Genomic DNA, 23699 nt, shown 5'->3' on the forward strand with positions numbered 1-23699 from the left:
TAAACTCGTTAATATCGTTCGTAATTATACCACAAAATAGAGATACAGATAGACGTCGCTTACGAATCTTTAATCTTGATTTGTTTTATTCTTAGAAGGCTTTACCGCCAATTTAATTTTATCCTCGACATCAATTCGATCAATCTTAGCCCCTAATTGTTGTAACTTTTGGTGAAGATGGTAATATCCCCGATCAATATATTTTAGGTTACGAACCTGGGTAATTCCATCAGCAACTAACCCGGCCAATACTAAAGCAGCCCCCGCTCGTAAATCAGAGGCAGCTACCTCAGCGCCACTAAAACGCGTGGGACCATTTAAAACCGCAACGGGACCATTAATTTGAAAATCAGCGTTCATTCGTCGTAACTCTTCTAAATGCATAAAACGCTTCTCAAAAATCGTCTCATCTAGGGTACTGGTCCCATTTGCCAAAAGCTGGAGAACGGACATTTGTGGTTGAAGGTCAGTAGGGAAACCTGGATATGGGAGGGTCTTAATATTCGTAGGGATTAAAACCGAAGTCCCCAGAATACGGATCCCATCCTCTTGAATGATGACTGTCACACCCATTTCCTCCAACTTAGCAATCAATGAGGTGTTATGTTCAGCAATTGCCCCTTCAACTACGACGTCACCATTAGTAATGGCTGTCGCAATCATGAACGTCCCCGCTTCAATCCTATCTGGCATTACTGTATGTTCACAGCCATGAAGGAAATTAACCCCTTGAATCCGGATAATGTCTGTTCCAGCGCCATGGACACGTGCACCCATTTTATTCAACATGTTTGCTAAATCAACAATTTCAGGCTCACTAGCCGCATTTTCAATTGTTGTAATTCCTTGCGCAAGTGTTGCTGCCATCATCAGATTTTGCGTTGCACCGACACTAGGGAAATCTAAATAAATGTGATCACCAATTAAGTGCTCAGCCCGTGCCTCTAAGTATCCATCGTGTTGCTCAATAATCGCTCCTAATTGACGTAATCCTTTAAGATGTAAGTCAATTGGCCGGGATCCAATCGCACATCCACCAGGAAGCGCAATTTGCGCATGTCCTGTCCGAGCTAGCAAGGGTCCTAAGACTACCATCGATGCCCGCATCCGGCTAACATATTCTAATGGTGCTTCAGATGATACAGGATCAGCCGCATCAATTGTCAAAACGTGCTTATCCTTATCAAAATCTACTTTTATATTTAAGAACCGTAATAACTGATTCATTGTCGTTACATCCGATAAAATTGGAACATTTGATAATTTAATGTTTCCGCTAGAAGCTAAAATAGATGCTGCTTGAATTGGTAAGACTGCATTTTTTGCTCCTTCAACTTTAACTCGACCAGTTAACCTCTGACCGCCCTTAACAACAATTTTTTCCATAAGTTCCTCCAGTAAATACTATCGAATTAAATATGTTAAATTCCCAATTGCACTTAAGATATTTAAGAAAAATGTCGCACATAAATATCCCAGTCCAGTAGCCATTAAAACAATGAGTAAAGGTAATGTGCGCGGTGGTCGGTTAAAAAAATGCTCAAAATGTATTCCTTGAATAGCAAAAAATGCTAACCAGACAAATGCCAATTGCACTATTATTTCTAATAGCGCTCGTAATCCTGTAATTTGCAATCGATCACCCTCTTTTAAACTAAATTCAATCATATCATATCACATGATTAAATTATTAATTCGTAAAAAAGCTTAATGATCTTTTAAACGAAAAAGGGGTGAGACTAAACTCGCTTGCAAGTTTTTAGTCCCACCCCCGCAAGGATGGCTAAGCATCTACTGTGGTTTGGCAATTTACACTTTAAAATAGTAAAGAGGTTGGATTATTTTCTCCAGCCTCTTTGTAATATTATACCTTAGATATTGCGTTGCTTAGAAGCAGCATTCAAACGGTTAATTGCACGCTTGAGGTGAACTTCTGCACGTGATAAGTCGCTTTGGTTATGCTTCTTCTTTGCTTCTGCGATTGCAGACTCAGAACGCTTTTTAGCTCTCTGTGCCCGCTCAACGTCAATTGCTTCAGGCATTTCAGCACTATCAGCTGCGATTGTAGCATTTTGACCATCAAATTGAATGATCCCACCGTTAACTGCTGCAACTTCATCAGTGCCTTCAGAATGTTTAATTCGAACTGTACTGATTTCAAGCGCAGCAATTAATGGTACGTGGTTAGCCATGATTCCCATTTGTCCACCAGCAGTGTTCATAACGAGCATGGTAACCTTATCATTATCATAGACGGTGCCATCTGGAGTAATAATAGTGACCTTAAAAGTATTTTCAGCCATAATTATCCCTCCTAGTCTTCTGAGCTATCTTCGTCAGTCTCAGCCTTCATTTTCTTTGCCTTTTCAACAACGTCTTCAATTGGTCCAACTAACCGGAAAGCTTCTTCTGGAAGATCATCATACTTACCAGCAAGAATTTCCTTAAAGCCTTTAATTGTTTCCTTTAATGGAACATATTTACCAGGTAAACCTGTAAATTGGGAAGCAACACTAAAGCTTTGGGAAAGGAAGTTTTGAATCCGCCGTGCACGAGCAACGATTGTCTTTTCTTCGTCAGATAATTCATCCATACCTAAAATAGAGATGATATCTTGAAGTTCATGGTATCGTTGAAGAACGTGTTGAACCTGTGTAGCAACTTCATAGTGTTCTTTACCAACAATTTCTGGGGTAAGAGCAGTAGAAGTTGAAGCTAGTGGGTCAACGGCTGGATAAATACCAATTTGGGTTAATCGACGTTCCAAGTTAGTAGTTGCATCCAAGTGGGCAAATGTTGTAGCTGGTGCAGGGTCGGTATAGTCATCGGCTGGAACATAAACGGCTTGGATAGACGTAATTGATCCCTTCTTAGTTGAAGTAATCCGTTCCTGTAACTGACCCATTTCAGTAGCTAATGTTGGCTGGTAACCAACGGCAGAAGGAATCCGACCCAAGAGGGCAGAAACTTCTGAACCAGCTTGTGTAAACCGGAAGATGTTATCGATAAAGAGCAAAACATCTTGTCCCTTTACATCACGGAAGTATTCCGCAATTGTTAAACCAGTTAAGGCAACCCGCATACGGGCACCAGGTGGTTCGTTCATCTGACCATAAACCATGGCCGTCTTTTCAAGAACTCCAGAGGCCTTCATTTCATAGTACATATCATTACCTTCACGGGTACGTTCACCAACCCCTGTGAAGACAGAAATACCATTATGACCTTGAGCAATGTTATGAATCAATTCCTGAATCAAAACGGTTTTACCAACACCGGCACCACCGAATAGACCAATCTTACCACCACGAACATATGGAGCTAGTAAATCAATAACCTTGATCCCAGTTTCCAAAATTTCGGTAGCATTGTTTAAGTCATCATACTTTGGTGCATCACGGTGAATAGGCATCCGCTTTGCATCAGGACCAAATTTCGGTCCGTTGTCAACAGGTTCCCCTAAGACGTTAAATACTCGTCCCAGAGTATCATCACCAACTGGTACACTAATTGATGCACCAGTGTTTTCAACTTCCATACCACGTTGAAGACCATCAGTACCGTCCATGGCAATTGTTCGAACAACACCATCACCTAATTCCAAGGCAACTTCAGTTGTTAAAGTCTTACCATCGCTTTCCTTAATCTTCAAAGCGTCATTAATTTCAGGAAGTTTTCCGTCTAAGGGAAATTCAACATCAACAACTGGTCCGATAACTTGTAAAACTTTACCAGAACTCATGTTGTTTCCTCCTACGTTAGAAAAAATTATTCTTGAGCAGTCATACCACCAGTAATTTCTGTAATTTCAGTGGTAATTGCTGCTTGCCGTGCTCGGTTATATTGCAATTCGAGAGTAGAGATAATGTCATCAGCATTATCTGTAGCTGAACGCATTGCATTCGCACTTGAAGAGTGTTCTGATGTCTTGGCATCAAGAATCGCTCCATAAATCAAACTTTCTGCATATTGGGCAACCAATGCAGAAATGATTTCTGTATCTGACGGTTCAAATTCATACTCGGCTGAAACATGCGCAGTACTTACATCAGAATTATTTAATTCTGTATTTTCTTGCGCTTCATTTTCGTCATCGAGTAATGACTTTTCAGTAATTGGAAGTACATCATGAACAATCACATTTGATGTAATTCGGTTAACGTAATGGCTGTAAACCATGTACATCTCATCAAATACTTGGTCACTGTACATTTGAACAGCGGTCTTCACAATACTATGAACTTCCCGATAGGTAGGAACATCGCTAACGCCTGAATATTCGTAAACGACATTCATTCCCCTCTTCTTAAAGAATTCTGTTCCAGTTTTACCGACCGTCAAGAATACTGTGTTGTCTTTATCAAGATTGTGCTTAGCCATCATATCTAACGTTTGCTTGATAATATTACTATTGTAACTACCAACCAAACCTCGGTCAGACGTAATCACAAGCACCCCAGTCTTTTTAACTGCGCGCTTTTTAAACAGTGCAGCGTAAACATCATCTTGCGAAGCTGCAGATGTTGCGCTGTGAGATTTAACCAGATCAGACAACATTTGCTTAACCTTCTCAGCATATACTTCGTAGGTCTGAGTGTGGTGTTGAATTTGATTCAGTTTTGCGGTTGAAACCATTTGCATCGCCGAAGTAATCTGACGCGTACTCTTAGTGGAATCAATCTTATGTTTAACTGCAGCGAGTGAAGCTGGCACTAAATCTCACCGTCCTTTCGACTAATCATCATTAACTATTTTTCTTCAGCGACTTGCTTTTTTGTCCCTTGAAATGTTTCAGAGAACTTAGCAACAGCATTTTGCAAGTCATCGCCTTCTGGTAGCTTACCAGTCTTCTTGATGGTGTCGTAGAGGTCTTGGTGGTTAGCATGCATGTAAGCAGCCAATTCACTTTCGTAACGTTGAACATCTTCAATTTCGACTTTATCGATGAAGCCACGTGAAAGAGCAAATAATGTTACAACTTGTTCTTCTACTGGTAGCGGATCATGTAATCCCTGCTTTAAGACTTCCATAGTCCGTTGACCACGAGCCAATTTAGCTTGCGTAGCTGCATCAAGGTCGGAACCGAATTGAGCAAAGGATGCTAATTCGTTGTATGAAGCAATATCCAAACGCAAAGTACCAGCAACTTTCTTCATTGCTTTGATCTGAGCGTCACCACCAACACGAGAAACTGAAGTACCAGCATCAATGGCCGGACGTTGACCTGCATAGAATTCATCTGAATCTAAGAAGATCTGACCATCAGTAATAGAAATAACGTTAGTAGGAATATATGCAGAAACATCACCAGCTTGCGTCTGAATGATTGGTAAAGCGGTCATTGAACCACCACCAAGATCATCAGACAAACGAGCAGCACGTTCTAGCAACCGTGAGTGAGTATAGAAAATATCACCAGGGTAAGCTTCACGACCAGGAGGACGACGAAGAATTAATGAAAGTTCACGGTATGCATCCGCTTGTTTTGACAAATCATCATAAACAATAAGAACATCTTTACCGTTGAACATAAATTCTTCACCCATCGCAGCCCCTGCATATGGCGCAATGTATAGCATTGGAGCAGGGTTTGAAGCACTAGCTGAAACAACAATTGTGTAATCTAATGCTCCATACTTACGAAGGGTTTCAACACTAGCCCGAACAGTTGATTCCTTTTGACCAATAGCAACGTAAATACAAATTACGTCTTGGTTCTTTTGGTTAATAATAGTGTCTAACGCAATGGCAGTTTTACCTGTCTTACGGTCACCAATAATCAATTCACGCTGACCACGTCCAATTGGAACTAAGGCATCAATAACCTTAATACCAGTTTGAAGTGGTACACTAACACTCTTACGCTCCATAACACCTGGAGCTTTACGTTCAATTGGACGAGTTTTATCTGTCTTAATCTCACCAAGACCGTCAATTGGACGACCTAATGAGTCAACAACCCGTCCTAATAATGCATCGCCAACGGGTACTTCCATGATTCGACCCGTCCGCTTAACGGTGTCTCCTTCACGAATGCCTGTGTAATCCCCTAAAATAACAATACCTACATCATTACTTTCGAGGTTTTGAGCCATTCCGTAGACCCCGTTACTAAATTCGAGCAACTCACCAGCCATAGCATTATCTAAGCCATCGGCACGAGCAACCCCATCACCAACATAGGTAACAGTACCGGTTTCTTCGACAGATACTTTGTCTTGGTAGTTGGCGAGTTGTTTTTTGATGAGTGAACTGATTTCCTCAGTTTTAATGCTCATAAAGGTCTCACCTCTTTGAAAAAAGATATATTTATCTAACTAGTAAACGACGAATTTGCTTAATCTTTGAGCTGAGACTACCATCTAATGTCTTATTATCAACATGGACAATAACCCCACCTAAAATTTCTGGATCAACATGTTTCGTTAAGGTAACTTCATTAGCACCAAAACATTTTGCAAGATTAGCCTTCAGTTGATCCTCTTGTTGTTTATCGAGTTGGATCGCTGTGGTAACGTCAGCATGCATCCGCTTCATTTTACGGTCATACCGCCGTTCAAACTCATCAATAATTGCGACCATGCAGTCAATACGGCCGTAATCGAAAACCATTTGAATTAAGTTAGCAACATACTTTGAAGCACCTTGCTGTAAATCTTTAATCAATGATTTCTTTTCATCAAGTGACAGTTGAACTCCCGCAAGTGCGGCGTCCAATCCCTCGTTGTCCTCAAAGACTTGGCGTAAAGCAATCAATTCTTGATAAGTTTGATCGAGTTCGTTATCAGCATCGACCAATTCAAACAGTGCTTTCGCATAGCGATCAGCAACTGTCTTCTTATCAAGACTCATGTTCTACCAACCCTTCGATATAGGAATCGATCAATTCTTTTTGATCGTCTGTCTTTAATTCTTTTTGGATGAGTTTGGAAGCAATCTCAATAGATAAGTTTGCAACGTCATCCTTAGCACTATTTAATGCATCGCGACGTGCTTGCTCAGCATCTTTTTGTGCCTGTTGCTTGAGAGCTTGGGCATCTTTTTGCGCCGTTTCAACAATCTGTGCTCGCTGAGTTTCCCCAGACTTTTTAGCATTACTTACAATCTCAGCAGCTTCTTGCCGTGAGCTTTGTAACTCCGCTTGTCGCTTTGCAGCCATCTTTTCAGCACTTTCACGTGAACGAGCAGCATTATCAATGTCATTAGCAATCTTATCTGCACGTTTCTTCATCATATCTGTTACTGGTTTCCAAGCAAAATGCTTAACTAATAGCATTAAGATGATAAAAGTAACGATGTAGAATACCAAGTCACCAATGTATAAACTGTTTGATTCAGCTAACACACTGTTTACAAACATCTATTGACACCTCCTTATCTTAAAATAAAAAACTTAAAATAATTACTTGTTCATAACAAGGAAGCCAATAACGATGGCAATAATAGGCATGGCTTCAATCAAACCAACACCAATAAACATCGTTGCTTGTAATCTACTTTGTAATTCTGGTTGACGTGCGATACTGTCAACTGTGTGTCCGATTAAGATACCGTCACCGATACCACCACCGATAGCGGCACCCATAGCCGCGAGTCCTGCAGCAATTGCTCCTAATGCCATTTTAAAATTCCTCCTTAGGGATTATTATTCGGAAATCTTCCGAGAAATATAAACCGTCGTTAATGTTACAAAGACATATGCCTGAATCGAACCGATAAATACGGAGAACCCTTGCCATGCTAGTTCCAAAAATAGTCCTGGAATAATAGTTAGGATTCCATGTGAGAATGCCATATTAGCAATCAAACTCATTAAAAGTTCACCGGCAAAAATGTTACCAAAAATACGGAGACCAAGAGTTAAGAAGTTAGCAAAGTCTTCGATAATGTTAACAGGAAGCATTAAAGTAAATGGTTTAGTGTATCCTTTCAAGTATCCACCAAGGCCATTATGTGCTACTCCAGCAGCGAATGCTAATACCATTACCATTAAAGAAAGTGTTAACGTAACAACTGGATCTGCCGTTGGACTTCTAAGCACTTCAGCTCCGTTCCAATGGAATTGGAAAATTAAACCGAATTGGTTTGCAAAGAAAATGAAAACAAACAAAACAAAGGCAAAAAAACTATAGTGCCCTTGTTCGGATGCTGGCATCTGACTTCGCACAATTCCATTAGTAAAGTCAACTAGCCACTCAAATACATTTTGTGCACCAGTAGGCTTCATTTGGATCTTTCGTGACATCCCGTAAAGAGTGAAGAACACGATTGCGTAGATAATCAGTCCAGAAACAATGTTCGTAGTATTGAACGTGAGTCCGAAAAGCTTAAAAGTTAAAGCATCACCGCCCATTCATATTCCACCTCTTTCCTTATAACAATAATTTGGCTTGTAAATTGGATGAACGTTGCAAATAAAACGAACTACCCCAAGTTACGAATGTTAATATATCATTAATTTCGTTAAAATTCAAAAAAACATTAGGTTTATATACCCCTACTAATCAATTGATAAGAATGGAAAGAAAACGTTTTCGCAGCTTTGATAAACTTTTTCTTACAATCTGTTTTTTTCCACGACCGCTCAATTTTTTGTTTTGTTATCATACGAAAAAAGCAAAGTAAGAGGTCGGATGCCTTTTCTCACTCTGCTTAAAAATTCAAACTACATTTCACTTTTGGCTTTTTGGGGAAGAATTAAATTCATTATTATTCCGAGGACGGCTGCAACTGCTAATCCAGAGAATTGATATTTTCCCAATTGAAGATAGGCATTCCCAATCCCAATTACTAAAATAACAGATGAAATCATTAAATTTCTTTTTTCATTAAAATCAATTTTGTTCTCAATCATTACACGCAATCCACTAGAGGCAATCACACCAAATAATAGGAATGAAATCCCGCCGATAACTGGTGAAGGAATAGATTCTATCAAGACGCTTAATTTACCAATAAAGCTAAAGAAGATGGCAAATACAGCTGCTCCAGCAATAACGTAAACTGAGTGGACACGCGTAATTGCCATTACCCCAATATTTTCCCCATAACTAGTTACTGGAGGTCCACCGACGAATCCGGCAATAATTGAAGCCGTCCCATCTCCTGCAAGCGTATGGTTCAACCCTGGTTCCTTGAAGTAATTTCGTTCAGTCAACTCATTCAGAACCATAATATGTCCCAAGTGTTCTGTCATGGTAACGAAAGCGATCGGTGCCATACTCAAAATCGCACCCCAGTATAATTGGGGATGATAATCAACAAACGGAATCTGGAAGTCGGGCAAACTAAACCAGTGTGCATGCGCAACTGGCGAAAAATCCACAATACCAAATAAGACCGCAATAATATAACCAGCGACAATCCCCATCAAAATCGGAATTAAACCGAGAAATCCTTTAAAATACATATTGAAGATAACTGTTATTGCCATCGTAAGCATTGCAACCGCAAAAAAGCGTAAATCATAATGGCCAGTAGCTGAATTGATGGTAGCATCTTTAGCGGCTGTCCCTGCTAATGACAGCCCGATTACAACAACAATCGGACCAACAACAATTGGTGGCAGAATGCGATCAATCCATTGTGACCCAACCAGCGTTACAATTACTGATACGATTAAATATACGCACCCAACTGCAATAGTCCCTTGTGCAATCCCCGGATAACCAGTAGTTTTCATTAAGGCCATCATCGGGACAACAAATGAGAAACTCGATCCCATATAAGCCGGAATCTTATGCTTAGTAATGAGTAAATACATCAGGGTCCCTACCCCTGAACTAAACAAGGCAATTCCTGGATTTAATCCGACCAAGATTGGGACTAAAACAGTGGAGCCAAACATAGAAAACATATGTTGCAAGGATAGACCAAACCACTGCCAAGGAGCTGGCCGTTCGTCTACATCTAAAACAACATTATCACGGTGCGCCATATAAATCCTCCTAAAGAAAAACGACCTTGGAATCCCTGCTCCAAAGTCGTCTCTTCCCTACTCAATCCTAACTATGGAAAGAGCAAGGAGAATTTATCCGCACCTTTGAAGCCTCACAGGACTCCGATTAAAGGTCTATTTATAAGTTATTCGTATATTACTTTGTTTTAGGATGATTGTCAATAACTGATTTACGCCGCTTTGTCATCACCCAAGCGGTCATGGGAACAGTGATCAGCACCCCAATGAAAGAGATCAGAATTTCAATCATTTCTGCCACAAAAATCTTATTATTCATAATTGTACCAAAGGAATAGTGGAGACCTAAGAACCAAATAAATAGTGCTAAGAATCCACCAAAGAAGCCAAAGAAAAGCGTATTAAATGTTGTTCCAATAATCTGTTGCCCGATTGCCATCCCACTATGAATTAATTGACGATTAGTTCTTTCGGGATGATTCTCAAGGATTTCCGTAAGGCCAGAGGAGATCGCCATTGCCGCTTCTGCAATTGCGCCGAGCGAACTCAAAATAGTAGTAGTAACAGAAACCTTGAAATAACTAATTCCAATTAAAGTTGACATCCCTTCTAACTCATCGCTATCTTCTGTTCCAAAGCCTTGTACCATTGCCCAGTGCTCAATAATAAAGATCAGCACTAAAATTAAACATACCACGATGAGGGAAGCATAAAAGGCCGTCACGGTTGTCCGCAAATCATCTTCTCCCATGAAAATGGTTATCGCCAAAATTGTAATCCCAATAGTTACCGTTACAAATAACGGGGGGACATGAAACGCGACTAAAATAATTGCAAAATATAAAAAGCCAAAGTTAAGAAGCAAGCTTAAAAAAGCCGTCCAGCCCTGTTTTCCTCCCACAAGGACCATCAAAATTAGCAAGACCAAGCCAAGGCCTGTAATTGTCGTCATCTTTGCACCTTCTTCCCTAATAATAATGCCCCAAATAGACTTACAAGGGGAACTGAAAGGACAATCCCAATCCCACTAATCAAGCTCTGAATAGTCCCTAAGCTCATATTCATTGCATAGGTATATCCCCACGAGTTACCGTTTTTGATATACAAAAGACTACCAGTAAAAGTATCCACCATAAAAATTAAAAATAAAACATTTATTAACGGTCCCATAATTGACTTACCAACATTGCGTCCAGAGATAAATAACTGTTTACGGGTAACAGCTGGATTTAACTGCTTTAGTTCAAAAAGAGTGGCGATAATATCACTTGATTCATCCATTACCGCCCCTAAAGATCCTAATAATGTTTCAGCCAAAAAAAGTGGCCGGGGAACTTGCGTAACATATTCCATTGATTCATAGTAAATCCCTCGTTCATGCGTCCAAATAAATACAAGCACGCTTACTCCTAAGGCAACAAATGTTCCAATAACCGTTGCTGCAAAAGTTGCCAGCATCTTTTTACTAAAACCAAGAACTAATAATAGGCTAATAAACGTAAAAATTATGGCAAGAACACTAAAAAGCAGCATAATATGCTGACCATTTTGCTTTAAGTCAATCTCAATTGCAATTATAAACAAAAGAGCATTAATTACTACGCTTAAGAATGCGAACAACCCTGCACGCCCCATAAGGAGAAGCAACATCAAGATAACAAGCCAAAGCAAGAAAACGATTACTGTATCGCGCTTATAACCGTTAACATTGGCGGTTAGTTTTCCGCCTCGTTTACGAAGCTGAGTTAAAAACACTTCATTCCCTGCCCGATAACGTTGATCCATCGGTTGCGAATCACTATATGTATTTTGGACTGTTAATTTTTGCCCGCGATATTTACCATTCATTAGTTTTACTTGGAGTTGTTGAGTATATTGGTGGTCAACATTGTCAAACTGGTCTTTTACTCTTTGTTTACTCATCGTTTTTTCACTAATTACTTTAGCTATTGGCTGCTGATAAAAGCGCTCATTATGGCTAGTAAATAAGAGAGTGCCAATCCCAACGACCATTAAAAAAATTAATAACCAGATTCTTTGCTTTGTCCAGTATTGCTTAATCACAACTTTACATCCCCTTAGTACAGCAAAACTATTGCCATTTTACTCTTAACAAGAGACAAAAAAAGGATTTAAGAAAAATCTTTACTTTTCCTAAATCCTTTTTTAGTTTGTTACCAACCAATTTTGAACTAACTGCTTCACCCTGGTCATTGAATCACAAGTTGTAACGGCCTGTTGATATAGTTTCTGGCATTTCTTACTATCCAACTGCTTCATCATTGAACGGGTCCGTAAAATAGAGCTAGCACTCATCGAATAAATATCCAAACCCATCCCGATTAATAGTGGCAAGGCATAGCGATCCCCTGCCATTTCTCCACACATTGCTACGGTTGTGTCATGAGCATGACCAGCATCAATAATATGCTTAATTAATTTTAAGAAAGTTGGGTTTAGCGGCTGGTAAAGGTACGAAACTGAATCATTACCACGGTCAGCCGCAAAACAATATTGGATTAAATCATTAGTTCCAATGCTAAAGAAATCAACTTCTGCAGCTAGACGCTCAGCATTTAATGCGGCCAATGGAACTTCAATCATTATCCCAAGATGGACATCGCGGCCAATCCCAGGATGATCGACAGCTAATTTCTGCTGTTCCTCATAATATATATTCTTAGCTGCTTGTAATTCTTCAAGCGTGGTAATCATTGGAAACATAATATTAATCTTCCCAAACTCGGATGCGCGGAGTAAGGCCCGCAGCTGAGTCCTAAACATTTCTGGCCGATCAAGCGCAATCCGAATAGCCCGGTAGCCAAGGAAAGGGTTCATTTCTTTGGGTAAAGGCATGAATTGAAGTGGTTTATCGCCACCGATATCTAAGGTCCGAACTACTAGCCGTTTCCCATTTAACTGTTCAACGGCTCGACGATAGGCATTAAACTGCTCTTCTTCGGTTGGGAGGTGGTCGCTTTTCATATAAAGAAATTCAGTTCGAAATAGGCCAACACCATCAGCACCATTTTCTATTGCTGATGAAATATCAACTGAAGAACCAATATTAGCTGAAATCTTATATTGCTGCCCATCAGCGGTTACCGAGGGCTGATTAACCATTTTTTTCCATTGCTGACGGACATTCATAAACTTATCTGCAATTTTTTGGTATTGTTTAACATCGTTTGTTGAGGGTTCAATAATTGCACTACCCTCAAATCCATCAACAATTACTCGTTGGCCATTCTGCACCTTTTTAGTTATGTCGTTGCATCCAACAATTGCCGGAATCTGTAAAGAACGAGCCATGATCGCTGCATGACTAGTTCGCCCACCCAAATCGGTAATAATGCCTTTAACAAAACGACCATCCATCTGTGAAGTATCTGCCGGGCCAATTGAATGAGCGACTATAATGACGGGGTGATCTAGTTCACGTAAATTAGGAAGCTTCTTTCCTTCTAATTCTGCTAAAACCTGGTCTTGAATATTTTGAAAATCAGTTGCTCGCTCTTGCATATATTCATTTCCAGTCATTGCCTGCAGGGTTTTAATCATCTTAGTAATTACTTCCGTAAAAGCCGATTCCGCATTTAAGCGTTGATTGGTAATTCGGTTTTCAACTTGTTTAATCATTTCCGGATCATTTAAGATTGCAATATGAGTATCAAAAATTGCTAGATCTTCTGCATTAAGTTTATCAACAAGTTTCTCCTTAGTCTCTTTTAGTTTTTGAATGATCTTATCAAAAGCTCGATGTAATCTTGCTTTTTCACTATTGGGGTCACTAATATGATACTTTTCAAAATTAAGATTAGGCTTCGTTAATAAGTAAGCCGGTGCAATTCCTACTCCATCACTGGCTGCGATTCCATTAATTTGGGTCTCCATTAATCAATTCCCCTTTTCTGGTATAGTACCTATTATAAGCGAAAGCCTTTTCAACACAAATAAAAATAAAAGCAAGATTTGCGAAAGCTAAAAAGTTTTCTACAGATCATGCTTTTAATCCTTAATTATCTACTTAGTACCAAAAAGACGGTCACCAGCATCGCCTAATCCAGGAACAATATACCCGTCTTCATTAAGATGATCATCAAGTCCTGCGGTATAAATATCGACATCTGGATAAGCGTCGCGCACAGCCTTGACTCCCTCAGGGGCTGCAACTAAGCAAGCAAATTTCATGTTCTTTTCGGAGCAACCGCGCTTCTTTAAGGCTTCGATTGCCATCATTGCTGAACCACCAGTTGCTAGCATTGGGTCAACGATGAATAATTGCCGTTCTGTAATATCATTAGGCAACTTAACAAAGTATTCATGTGGCTTTAAGGTTTCTTCATCACGATACATTCCGATAAAACCAATTTTAGCTGCTGGGATAAGATCAGTCATCCCATCAACCATTCCGATTCCTGCCCGAAGAATTGGAATAATCGCTACCTTTTTACCAGCCAATTCCTTTTGAGTTGTTTTAGCAATTGGCGTTTCAATTTCAACATCCTTCAATGGCATGTCACGTGCAACTTCATAAGCCATTAAAGTTGAAATTTCCTTGACTGTTTCCCGGAAAAACTTTGTCCCAACATTTTTATCCCGAATCATTGTTAGCTTGTGCTGAATCAATGGATGATCTAACACTTCAAATTTACCCATGCCTATATACACTCCTTTGAATTTCTTCACTATTCTACCAAAAAAATCAAGTCATGACAAAGGATCTTAACAACTTTTTATGTTCTATTTTTTTAGTTAATCGGATACTTTGTGGTTAGTTCATGCACACCTTTTGCTACTTCTTGTAGACACTCTTCATCGGTTGGGTTGGTTAAAGCTGTACTGATTAATTCCGCAACTTTTTGCGCATCCTCTTCCTTAAATCCTCGGCTGGTAATAGCAGGAGTCCCAATCCGCAAACCACTTGTAATAAATGGACTTCGTGGGTCATTCGGAATAGCCTCTTTATTGGTTGTAATGTGGACACGGTCAAGGAGAGTTTGCGCATCTTTCCCTGTTAAACCAGTCTTCGTAAGATCCAGAACGAGAAGGTGATTTTCAGTTTTTCCTGAAACCACCCGAATTTGTTTACTAGTATTAAATACTTTTTCCATTGTTTGAGCATTTTTTACAACTTGTTGGATATATTCCGCATATTCCGGTTGCAAATCTTCATAAAATGCTTGAGCTTTCCCCGCAATTACATGTTCCAGCGGTCCGCCTTGGATCCCAGGGAAAACGGCTGAATTAATTTTCCGTCCTAACTCAGTTGATTTAGAGAGGATCATTCCTCCCCGTGGACCCCGAAGAGTTTTATGAGTAGTAGTAGTAACGACATCAGCAATTGGAAGTGGACTTGGATGGGCACCAGTTGCTACTAATCCGGCGATATGAGCCATATCAACCATTAAGTAAGCCCCAACTTCATCAGCAATCTTACGAAATGCCTGCCAATCAATAATCCGACTATAGGCAGAAGCTCCCGCAACGATTAATTGCGGTTTTACTTTTTTAGCTAAATCCATAATTTCATCATAATCAAGCTCTTCAGTATCTGGATTTAAGCCATAGCCATACGTCTTATATAATTTTCCACTAAAATTAACTGTTGCTCCATGAGTTAGGTGCCCACCAGCATCCATTCCCATCCCTAAAATCACATCTCCGGGTTTGAGGAGTGCTTGATAAACTGCCATGTTAGCTTGTGATCCGGAATGAGGTTGAACATTTACATATGCTGCATTGAATAATTTTTTAGCATAATCAATTGCCAATTGTTCAACTTGATCTATAAACTCACAACCACCGTAATACCGCTTATTAGGATATCCTTCAGCATACTTATTTGTTAGAACTGATCCCTGCGCTTCACGAACAGCATCTGAAACGATATTTTCGGAGGCAATTAGCTCAATCGTATCTTGCTGGCGTTGTTCTTCATTCTCAATGGCTGCCCATAATTGGGGTGATTTTTTACCATAGTTCATTTACAACATCTCCTCTGGTTATAAATAAAGAGGCTGGGAATCCGCCTCAGTCTCTTTATTATTTTATTGAGATTTTAATTAGGGAGTGGTACCTCTTCCACTAGATTCCCTTATTATTTTACCGCATTACTATCAAAGTGCATACCACCAGCAGACTTATTTAACCGATTCATATATGCGCCCCCTAAATCATGCGCTGGAAACGCTTGAGTGACAATCGCCTTAACATTAGGCTGATCATCAAATTGTCGTAACCCATCGAATAAACGAGCACTGGCATCTTGAACATTCTTTCCTAATGAAAATTGAATAGCATTCATCGGCAATACCTCTTGTTGGAGGACCTTTTCTTCAGCCATCATCCCAACATCAAATGGTTGTTGTCGTATCCATTCAACAACTTTATCCCAATCAGTATCTTCATCAACAATATATACTTGGGCCTTAGGGGCATAGTGCTTGTATTTCATTCCGGGAGCTTTAGGAGTTTCATTTTTGCCCACTTTATGATGATTAAGGTCAATGGATCCAATCACTTTTTCAATGTCCTTCTTTGTAACAGCACCAGGACGTAAAATTACAGGATGATCTGTTGACATGTCAAGGACAGTTGATTCAACTCCTACCCGTGTCGGACCATTATCCACAATTCCAGCAATCTTACCATGTAAGTCATGATAAACGTGTTGGGCAGTAGTCGGGCTTGGTTTACCAGAAGTATTAGCAGATGGTCCCACCATCGGAACACCAGCTTCTTCAATTAAATCAAGGGTTGGTTGACAATCTGGATAACGAAAGGCGACAGTTTTTAAACCACCTGTAACGGTTTTTGAAAGAGCACCCTTCTTAATTTTCAAGATAATGGTTAAAGAACCAGGCCAAAATGCATCCATCAACTTTCGGGCATTATCAGGAATCTCGGCAGCATACCTTTCAACCATTGCGATGGAGTTAACATGAACAATCAATGGATTATCACTTGGCCGCCCTTTTGCTAAATAAACATTCTTAACGGCTTTTTCATTGGTTGCATCAGCCCCTAATCCATAAACAGTTTCAGTTGGAAAAGCCACTAATTCACCGCGCTTAATCGCAGCTGCTGCTTGGGCAATCTCACCATGTCGAAAAATCTTCGTATCCATTCTTACTATCTTCCTCCTGCGTTTGAAAAATCCCATGCGTGTATCATCCTCATTTTTCCTGCCACATCATGTCGTGGGCATATCTGTGCGTGTTTATCAGTTTGATGTAGTAATTCTTGAATTGACTCTTCTTGATCATAACCAGTTTCGCCAAATATTTGACCAGTCGTAGTTAAATACTGCCCTGCTTGTTTAAATAAGCGATGATAGAAGCCCAAACCATGTTCACTAGCAAATAACGCCGCTGCTGGTTCATTTTCAAGGACAGCTTGATCAATTTTATCAGTATCGTCCGGGTCAATATAAGGCGGATTAGTCACAATTAAATCATATTGCTGATCAATATTTTCAAATAAATCGCTTTTAATTAACGGCAACTCCAGGTTAAACTTAGCCATATTTTCCTGAGCAACAGCAAGTGCAGCGGGTGAGATATCACTTAAACTTACATGCCAATTTGGCCGTTCAAGTGCAAGAGTAATGCCTATCACTCCACTCCCCGTTCCTAAATCAAGGACCTTCAATGGGCGAGATGGCATTTCTTGCAATACCCAATCGATTAACTCTGCTGTCTCAGCTTCTGGAATCAAAACATTTTTATTAACCTTAAAAGTTCGTCCATAAAATGGGGCCTGCCCAACAATATATTGAGCAGGCTCATGATTAAGCAATCTTGTTATGGCATCCTTCCACCAGTCTACTTCGTCAGCCGGCATCTCATCACGATTATGTAAAAGTAAGTGCGTCGCATCCCAACCATGTGATTGCTGAAGTAAAAACTGAGGGGCACTTGGATCAATATCTGTTCCTTGTAATTGTTCTTTTGCCCATCGCTGCGCCATAAAATAGTTGATCGGTACGAAACTACTCATTCCGTAATTGCTCCAGCTTTTGTGTTTGGTCGGCAACAATCAATGCTTCAATAATTTCATCGAGGTCACCAGCCATAATCTTATCAAGCTTGTTTAATGTTAACCCAATTCGGTGATCTGTTACCCGGTTTTGTGGGTAGTTATAAGTACGAATCCGTTCTGAACGATCACCTGTCCCAATCGCGTCTTTCCGCTTTTGGTCATAGGCACTTTGTTCTTGTTGTTGGTAATAATCATAAACCCGTGACTTCAAAATCCGCATTGCCTTAGCCCGATTTTGCTGTTGTGAACGTTCATCTTGCATTGCAACGACGATTCCTGTTGGCAAGTGGGTCATTCGAACAGCTGATGAAGTCTTGTTAACGTGCTGACCACCAGCACCGCTTGAACGGTAAACATCAACCCGGATATCTTTAGGATCAATATCCACATCTACGTCTTCAGCTTCTGGCATTACCCCAACCGTTGCAGTTGACGTATGAACACGTCCAGCGGATTCAGTAACAGGAACCCGTTGAACACGATGCGCTCCGTTTTCAAACTTAAGCTTGGAATAAACTTTATCCCCAGTAATCATTAAAGCAATTTCTTTAAAGCCACCGACTTCAGTTTCATTTCGATCTACAACTTCTACTTTCCAACCTTGTTTTTCAGCATAGCGAAGATACATGTTATAAAGGTCAGCAGCAAAGAGGCTTGCTTCATCCCCTCCGGCAGCTCCACGAATTTCCATGATAATATTTTTATCATCATTAGGATCTTTCGGAATTAGTAGGACTTCCAGCTCTTTTTCTAACTGTGCTTGTTCTTCCCGCGCTTCTGCTAACTCTTCTTTAGTTAAGGCGGTTAAGTCATCATCATTCGTTTCACGTAATAGTTCTTCATCATCACTAATCGTTTGGGTGACTTTTTTATATTGATTATATTTTTCAACGGTTTCACGCAAGCTCCCCTCTTCTTTTGAAAGCTTCATAAAACGTTGTGAGTCGGCAATTACTTCTGGATCACTGATCAATTCGTTTAATTCATCGTAACGATCAGCAACCGCTTGAAGTTTATCGAAAATTTCTTCCATTTCCATTCTTGGTTATTCCTCCTATTGTTTTAATTGGGGATGAAAATAGTGCTTCCGGCATACTGGGTAATACGATTCATTTCCCCCTATCTGGACTTGTTCTCCCTCATATACTGGCTTGCCATTATGAATCCGTAAATTCATCGTAGCTTTGTGAGGACAGAACCAACAAATTGTTTTCATCTCTTCAATTTTGTCAGCATAGATTAATAAATACTTTGAACCTTCAAATAATTCATTACGAAAATCATTTTTTAGGCCAAAAGCCATTACCGGAATATTTAGCTCATCAACAATTTTGATTAATTGTAAGACATGCTCTTTCTTTAAAAACTGTGCTTCGTCGATCAAGACACAATATATCTTACGGTCCATCTTATTAACGTAATCGTAAATATTGGTGTCATCCATAATTGGTTTTACCTTACGCTCTAAGCCAATTCGACTAGCAATGATCCCTCGACCAGAACGATCATCAACGCCGCTCGTCATTAAGACAACCGGCTTTCCTTGTTCTTCATAGTTATGAGCAACCTTCAAAATATCGATTGACTTACCAGAATTCATCGCGCCATATTTAAAGAATAGTTGTGCCACTACAATTGCCCCTTTTTGTTTGCATAGTACTCTTCATTATATCCAAAAATTTGTGTCATTTAAATACTTCTACATTAGGAAAGAGTTTTTTACATTGAATAACTTTAATCTTATAATAATTTCAGTTTAATAACTTTCTTTTTGTTATCGTAAAGTTTAGAATTAAACGGTAATTTTAATCATTACTATTGTATCACTTACAATTGACACGAAAGGAATACATATATTCATGACAGTTCGAAGTTCATTTGCCGAATTTGCCGGGCGGTCAAGCTATTGGTTCCTCCATACTTTTATGAACGGAGGAAGTTCTCTTCCAGGAAAACTAACCTTAAAGCTTGATCCAAATATTCTCCAAGCCTTTAGCAAAAAGTACGACCTTGTTATTGTAACAGGGACTAATGGAAAAACATTAACCACTGCATTAAGCGTACGAGTTTTGCGGGAAAAGTATGACCAAGTTCTTACTAATCCGACTGGTTCTAACATGGAACAGGGAATCGTAACTACCTTTATTACAGCTCCCCGTCCAAAGAAAAAGGGCCTGGCCGTCCTCGAAGTCGATGAAGCAAATGTAGTTAAAGTATGCAAATACATCACCCCAATCGCTTTTGTCTTCACCAACATTTTCCGTGATCAAATGGATCGTTATGGTGAAATTTACACCACTTATAACAAGATCTTAAAGGGTGTTAAACTAGCACCAAAAGCAACCATCATTGCTAACGGGGATGAACAACTCTTTAACAGTAAAGATTTGCCTAACCCAATCATCTATTATGGTTTTAACCATGAAGAAAAAGAACCTTTTAATGCCCCAGCTAATACTGATGGCCTCCTTTGTCCTAAATGTCAGCATATTCTAAAATATCGGATGCGAACTTATGCAGGTTTAGGTAACTACTTCTGTCCAAATTGTGGTTTCCATCGACCAGAATTAACGTATGCTGTTACTAAAATTGACAAACTTACTCCAACACATTCCACTTTTGAAATTGATGGGCAAAAATACACCATCGGAATTGGTGGTCTATACAATATTTATAATGCTCTTGCCGCATACTCGCTTGGCCGTTTTCTCGGAGTGAGCCAAACACAAATTAAAGATGCTTTTGAGTCAGACGAACGAGTATTTGGCCGGCAAGAAGTTATTAGTATCGATGGAAAACAAGTTACTTTGATCTTAGTTAAAAATCCAGTTGGCCTTAATCAGGTTTTAGATATGATCGAGACGGATGACAAGCCATTTAGTTTTGCTTTCTTGCTAAACGCTAACTATGCTGATGGAATTGACACTAGTTGGATCTGGGACGGTGACTTTGAGAAACTTACCCAGCATCAAATTCCGCAATACATGACTGGGGGAGAACGCTATAAAGATATTACCACCAGATTAACAATGGCTGGAGTAAAAGACATGTGGCATGAACCAGACCTTACCCAGGTAATTGATAAGATCAAGGAAATGCCGACTGAACATGTCTATATTCTGGCAACCTATACAGCCGTTCTGCAATTGCGGAAACAACTAGCAGAAAAAGGTTATATTAAAGGAGGAATGGACTAATGGCAAAATATCACTTACACCTCGCCCACCTCTACGGCGATTTATTAAATACTTATAGTGATGTCGGCAATATCATTGCCCTTCAATATTACGCTAAACAGATGGATGCCGATATTGATGTCAAAGTCATTAGTATCGACAACGAGTTTAATCCGCAAGATTTTGACTTAGCCCTTTTTGGCGGTGGTCAAGATTACGAACAACTTGTCGTTTCCAAAGATCTTCCAAACAAAAAAGCGGGGATTGACCAATTTATTAACGCTGGCAAACCGCTCCTTGCTATCTGTGGGGGGTACCAGCTTCTTGGACACTACTATATTGGTGCTGATGGCGAGAAGATTCCGGGACTTGGAATCCTAGATCACTATACTTTAAGTCAGGATAATCACCGGTTCATTGGGAATATTACCATCAAAAATGAAGAAAGTAACCAAGAATACCATGGTTTTGAAAATCACAACGGTCGCACATTCTTAGGAAAAGGTGAACGGCCGCTCGGGAAAGTAATTTCTGGTAATGGGAATAACGGTGAGGATCATACCGAAGGGGCAATCTACAAAAATACTTATTGCTCTTATTTCCACGGTCCCATTCTTACAAGAAATGGTGAAATTGCTAAAAAGATTCTTTTAGCAGCTCTTGAGCATAAATATCCCGATGCAGACTTAAGTACGCAAAAAGCCCTAAAAATTAAGCCTACATTTTAATTAAGGTGACAAACAGTGAATCAAACTATAACATTTGTATTTACCATTATTTTTTTGCTGGAAAGTTTTTGGGAAGTCCGTCTTTTCTCCCAACTTCAAGCACTAGCCATCCAAAATCCAACTAGAATCCCACCACGCTTTGCAAAAGTTATCCGTTTGGAGCGTCGTTGGAACTGGATATCTTGGATTCTAATCATCTTATTATTCCTTACTTCATCAAATTTCACGATTTTATGGGTAAGCCTAATCACATTGATTGAAACCTATGTTGTCTGGCGAATGGATAACATGAAAAGTAAGATGACTAGCGAAGATTAGAACACAAAAAGGGATGAGATTGAAGGAAAGTAAAAATTCCTTCTAACCTCATCCCTTTTATATTTTAAAAATTAATCTTTCCAGTAATAATCAACACAAGTGCAATCACAGCTGCTAAGGCAATAATCGTTGCCAACCATTTCTCTTTCTTACTCATCTTATTAGGAGCGCCAGCAAACAACGGTATTCCTAGTGCAAAAATAATCGCACTTGCAAATACATATTCAAGCCCTGAAGCGACTAGCATATAGACAGAATAGATAGAGGCTAGCGTAGCAATAACCTTAAAACCAAGACTCATCTTTTCGCTAATTGCTAACTTCAATCCATATAACGCAGAGAGCAAGTAAGCAACTAGTGTCATTGTCGCAGCCAAAGTATAGGCAATTGTATAGGCCATTTGAAGTTGCGGAAGCAGTAAAACGAGTAAGCATACTTGCATAATAATTGTATATACAATTAGTGCAAAGCCAGGAACACCATGGCGGTTAACAAGTTTAAATACTCGCGGCATATCCCGATCATAACTGGTTACGTATGCAATTTCAGGGCCAATCATAAACCAACTCAATAATGCTCCTAGTAGAGAAATTAGTAAACCTATTTTTATAATAAGGCTTCCAACTATTCCCAATGCTGTATGACTAAGCGCTGCTGCCAGTGGAACTGAAGTCTGGCTAAGTTCTTTAGCAGGCAGAATCCCCATTGGAATAATAGAGATTGAAATATAGAGGACCAATACAATTACAAAGCTAATAATCGTTGCTAATCCCACATCACGTGGCTGTTTTGCCCGACGTGACATTGAAACAGCCGCTTCAATCCCAACAAAGCACCACACAATAGTACTCATCGCACCACTAATCTGGTCTTTAAATGCTACATGCGTTTGATTAACAGCAAGAATGCTTGTCCAATCAGGAACATTAAAAATATGCGGCTGAAATGCAAAAACACCAACAATAACAACTAATAAAAGCGGTAAGATCTTAATAATCGTAATGACGGCATTGAGGATACTTGCCTCACGAACACCAAACCATGTAATCGCAGTGTATCCCCACAGAATAATCGAACCTCCGATAAAACACATTAACGGCGAAAGTTGATGCGTCCCGAGCATACTATTTAAGGTCTTAAAGAAAAGCGAGATAAAGGCAATGTTACCAAAGACTGCTCCCATCCAATATCCCCAAAAGGAATTAAAACCAATATAGTTGCCAAAGCCTTCCTTTGCATAAGTATAAATTCCACCGTTCATCTCTGGCTTGATAACAGAAAGCTTATAAAAGACTAATACTAACATCAAAATTCCGAAGCCACCAATTAGCCAGGCAATTAATGCAGCCATTGGATTTGCTTTCAAAATTAAATCAGTCGGACTATTAAAAATCCCACCACCAATAATCGTTCCTACAATTAAGGTGATTAAGAGGAAGAGATTTAATTTCTTTTCTTTCACCTTAATCACCTCACTTATAAATATTCTTAAAATGTGGAATAATTATACATTATTTA

24 protein-coding genes are annotated in these 23699 nt (G+C 39.6%); 3 read left to right on the plus strand and 21 right to left on the minus strand.

Annotated features, from left to right (window positions below):
• Positions 1–69: 69 nt before the first annotated feature.
• The 20 genes from murA to CBG10_RS03130 all read right to left on the minus strand — a co-directional run bounded on the left by murA (position 70) and on the right by CBG10_RS03130 (position 19589).
• Positions 70–1386, minus strand: coding sequence for a UDP-N-acetylglucosamine 1-carboxyvinyltransferase (gene murA / locus CBG10_RS03035; RefSeq protein ID WP_094511631.1), 1317 nt, complete (start codon positions 1384–1386; stop codon positions 70–72).
• An 18-nt stretch (positions 1387–1404) separates the two neighbouring features.
• Positions 1405–1668, minus strand: coding sequence for a DUF1146 domain-containing protein (locus CBG10_RS03040; protein ID WP_019251357.1), 264 nt, complete (start codon positions 1666–1668; stop codon positions 1405–1407).
• A gap of 203 nt (positions 1669–1871) precedes the next feature.
• A complete protein-coding gene (locus CBG10_RS03045; RefSeq protein ID WP_003666575.1) occupies positions 1872–2303 on the minus strand; it encodes a F0F1 ATP synthase subunit epsilon in 432 nt (143 codons plus the stop codon).
• 11 nt (positions 2304–2314) lie between these two features.
• Positions 2315–3742: a F0F1 ATP synthase subunit beta gene (atpD, locus tag CBG10_RS03050; RefSeq protein WP_019251356.1), complete on the minus strand. Its 1428-nt coding sequence runs from the start codon at positions 3740–3742 to the stop codon at positions 2315–2317.
• Between the two features lie 26 nt (positions 3743–3768).
• Positions 3769–4713 (minus strand): F0F1 ATP synthase subunit gamma, encoded by a 945-nt coding sequence (locus tag CBG10_RS03055; protein WP_003666570.1) that lies wholly within the window; start codon positions 4711–4713, stop codon positions 3769–3771.
• A 35-nt stretch (positions 4714–4748) separates the two neighbouring features.
• A complete protein-coding gene (gene atpA, locus CBG10_RS03060; protein WP_003666568.1) occupies positions 4749–6278 on the minus strand; it encodes a F0F1 ATP synthase subunit alpha in 1530 nt (509 codons plus the stop codon).
• A gap of 31 nt (positions 6279–6309) precedes the next feature.
• Positions 6310–6852: an ATP synthase F1 subunit delta gene (atpH, locus tag CBG10_RS03065; RefSeq protein WP_094511632.1), complete on the minus strand. Its 543-nt coding sequence runs from the start codon at positions 6850–6852 to the stop codon at positions 6310–6312.
• Positions 6842–7360 (minus strand): F0F1 ATP synthase subunit B, encoded by a 519-nt coding sequence (atpF, locus tag CBG10_RS03070; protein WP_094511633.1) that lies wholly within the window; start codon positions 7358–7360, stop codon positions 6842–6844. The genes atpH and atpF overlap by 11 nt, the downstream gene beginning before the upstream one ends.
• Positions 7361–7402: 42 nt before the next feature.
• The gene (gene atpE, locus CBG10_RS03075; RefSeq protein ID WP_003666561.1) at positions 7403–7621 is read right to left on the minus strand and encodes a F0F1 ATP synthase subunit C; all 219 of its coding nucleotides are present in this window, start codon (positions 7619–7621) and stop codon (positions 7403–7405) included.
• A 24-nt stretch (positions 7622–7645) separates the two neighbouring features.
• The gene (gene atpB / locus CBG10_RS03080) at positions 7646–8353 is read right to left on the minus strand and encodes a F0F1 ATP synthase subunit A (RefSeq protein ID WP_003666558.1); all 708 of its coding nucleotides are present in this window, start codon (positions 8351–8353) and stop codon (positions 7646–7648) included.
• Between the two features lie 312 nt (positions 8354–8665).
• Positions 8666–9937: a solute carrier family 23 protein gene (locus tag CBG10_RS03085; protein ID WP_094511635.1), complete on the minus strand. Its 1272-nt coding sequence runs from the start codon at positions 9935–9937 to the stop codon at positions 8666–8668.
• A gap of 157 nt (positions 9938–10094) precedes the next feature.
• Positions 10095–10868, minus strand: a complete 774-nt coding sequence (locus tag CBG10_RS03090) for a YibE/F family protein (RefSeq protein ID WP_094511636.1) — start codon at positions 10866–10868, stop codon at positions 10095–10097.
• Positions 10865–11980 (minus strand): YibE/F family protein, encoded by a 1116-nt coding sequence (locus CBG10_RS03095; protein ID WP_094511637.1) that lies wholly within the window; start codon positions 11978–11980, stop codon positions 10865–10867. The genes CBG10_RS03090 and CBG10_RS03095 overlap by 4 nt, the downstream gene beginning before the upstream one ends.
• 102 nt (positions 11981–12082) lie before the next feature.
• Positions 12083–13810, minus strand: a complete 1728-nt coding sequence (gene ptsP / locus CBG10_RS03100) for a phosphoenolpyruvate--protein phosphotransferase (RefSeq protein ID WP_094511638.1) — start codon at positions 13808–13810, stop codon at positions 12083–12085.
• Positions 13811–13939: 129 nt separating this feature from the next.
• Complete coding sequence (gene upp, locus CBG10_RS03105) at positions 13940–14575, minus strand: uracil phosphoribosyltransferase (RefSeq protein ID WP_003676152.1); 636 nt, start codon at positions 14573–14575, stop codon at positions 13940–13942.
• A gap of 92 nt (positions 14576–14667) precedes the next feature.
• Complete coding sequence (glyA, locus tag CBG10_RS03110) at positions 14668–15903, minus strand: serine hydroxymethyltransferase (RefSeq protein ID WP_094501893.1); 1236 nt, start codon at positions 15901–15903, stop codon at positions 14668–14670.
• A 113-nt stretch (positions 15904–16016) separates the two neighbouring features.
• On the minus strand, positions 16017–17045 hold the full coding sequence (locus CBG10_RS03115; protein ID WP_094507926.1) for an L-threonylcarbamoyladenylate synthase: 1029 nt from the start codon (positions 17043–17045) through the stop codon (positions 16017–16019).
• 5 nt (positions 17046–17050) lie between these two features.
• Positions 17051–17917 (minus strand): peptide chain release factor N(5)-glutamine methyltransferase, encoded by an 867-nt coding sequence (prmC, locus tag CBG10_RS03120; protein ID WP_019251349.1) that lies wholly within the window; start codon positions 17915–17917, stop codon positions 17051–17053.
• Positions 17910–18992, minus strand: a complete 1083-nt coding sequence (prfA, locus tag CBG10_RS03125) for a peptide chain release factor 1 (protein WP_003676159.1) — start codon at positions 18990–18992, stop codon at positions 17910–17912. The genes prmC and prfA overlap by 8 nt, the downstream gene beginning before the upstream one ends.
• A 21-nt stretch (positions 18993–19013) precedes the next feature.
• Positions 19014–19589, minus strand: a complete 576-nt coding sequence (locus CBG10_RS03130) for a thymidine kinase (RefSeq protein ID WP_003667548.1) — start codon at positions 19587–19589, stop codon at positions 19014–19016.
• Between the two features lie 229 nt (positions 19590–19818).
• On the opposite strand from CBG10_RS03130, the gene CBG10_RS03135 reads away from it, so the two are divergent.
• From CBG10_RS03135 to CBG10_RS03145, 3 genes are read left to right on the plus strand one after another with little or no spacing between them, the layout of a single operon-like run.
• Positions 19819–21156 carry a Mur ligase family protein gene (locus tag CBG10_RS03135; protein ID WP_094501897.1) on the plus strand — a complete coding sequence of 446 codons (1338 nt, stop codon included), beginning with the start codon at positions 19819–19821 and terminating at the stop codon, positions 21154–21156.
• Entirely contained in the window at positions 21156–21863 is a 708-nt protein-coding gene (locus CBG10_RS03140) for a type 1 glutamine amidotransferase (protein WP_094507922.1), read from the plus strand. The genes CBG10_RS03135 and CBG10_RS03140 overlap by 1 nt, the downstream gene beginning before the upstream one ends.
• Positions 21864–21878: 15 nt before the next feature.
• The gene (locus CBG10_RS03145) at positions 21879–22181 is read left to right on the plus strand and encodes a hypothetical protein (protein ID WP_003667545.1); all 303 of its coding nucleotides are present in this window, start codon (positions 21879–21881) and stop codon (positions 22179–22181) included.
• Positions 22182–22245: 64 nt separating this feature from the next.
• Here the strand turns inward: CBG10_RS03145 and CBG10_RS03150 are convergent, their stop codons facing one another.
• Positions 22246–23652, minus strand: a complete 1407-nt coding sequence (locus CBG10_RS03150; RefSeq protein ID WP_094501901.1) for an amino acid permease — start codon at positions 23650–23652, stop codon at positions 22246–22248.
• Positions 23653–23699 lie beyond the last annotated feature (47 nt).

It is taken from the genome of Limosilactobacillus reuteri (assembly GCF_002254085.1).
GTDB lineage: Bacteria > Bacillota > Bacilli > Lactobacillales > Lactobacillaceae > Limosilactobacillus > Limosilactobacillus reuteri_K.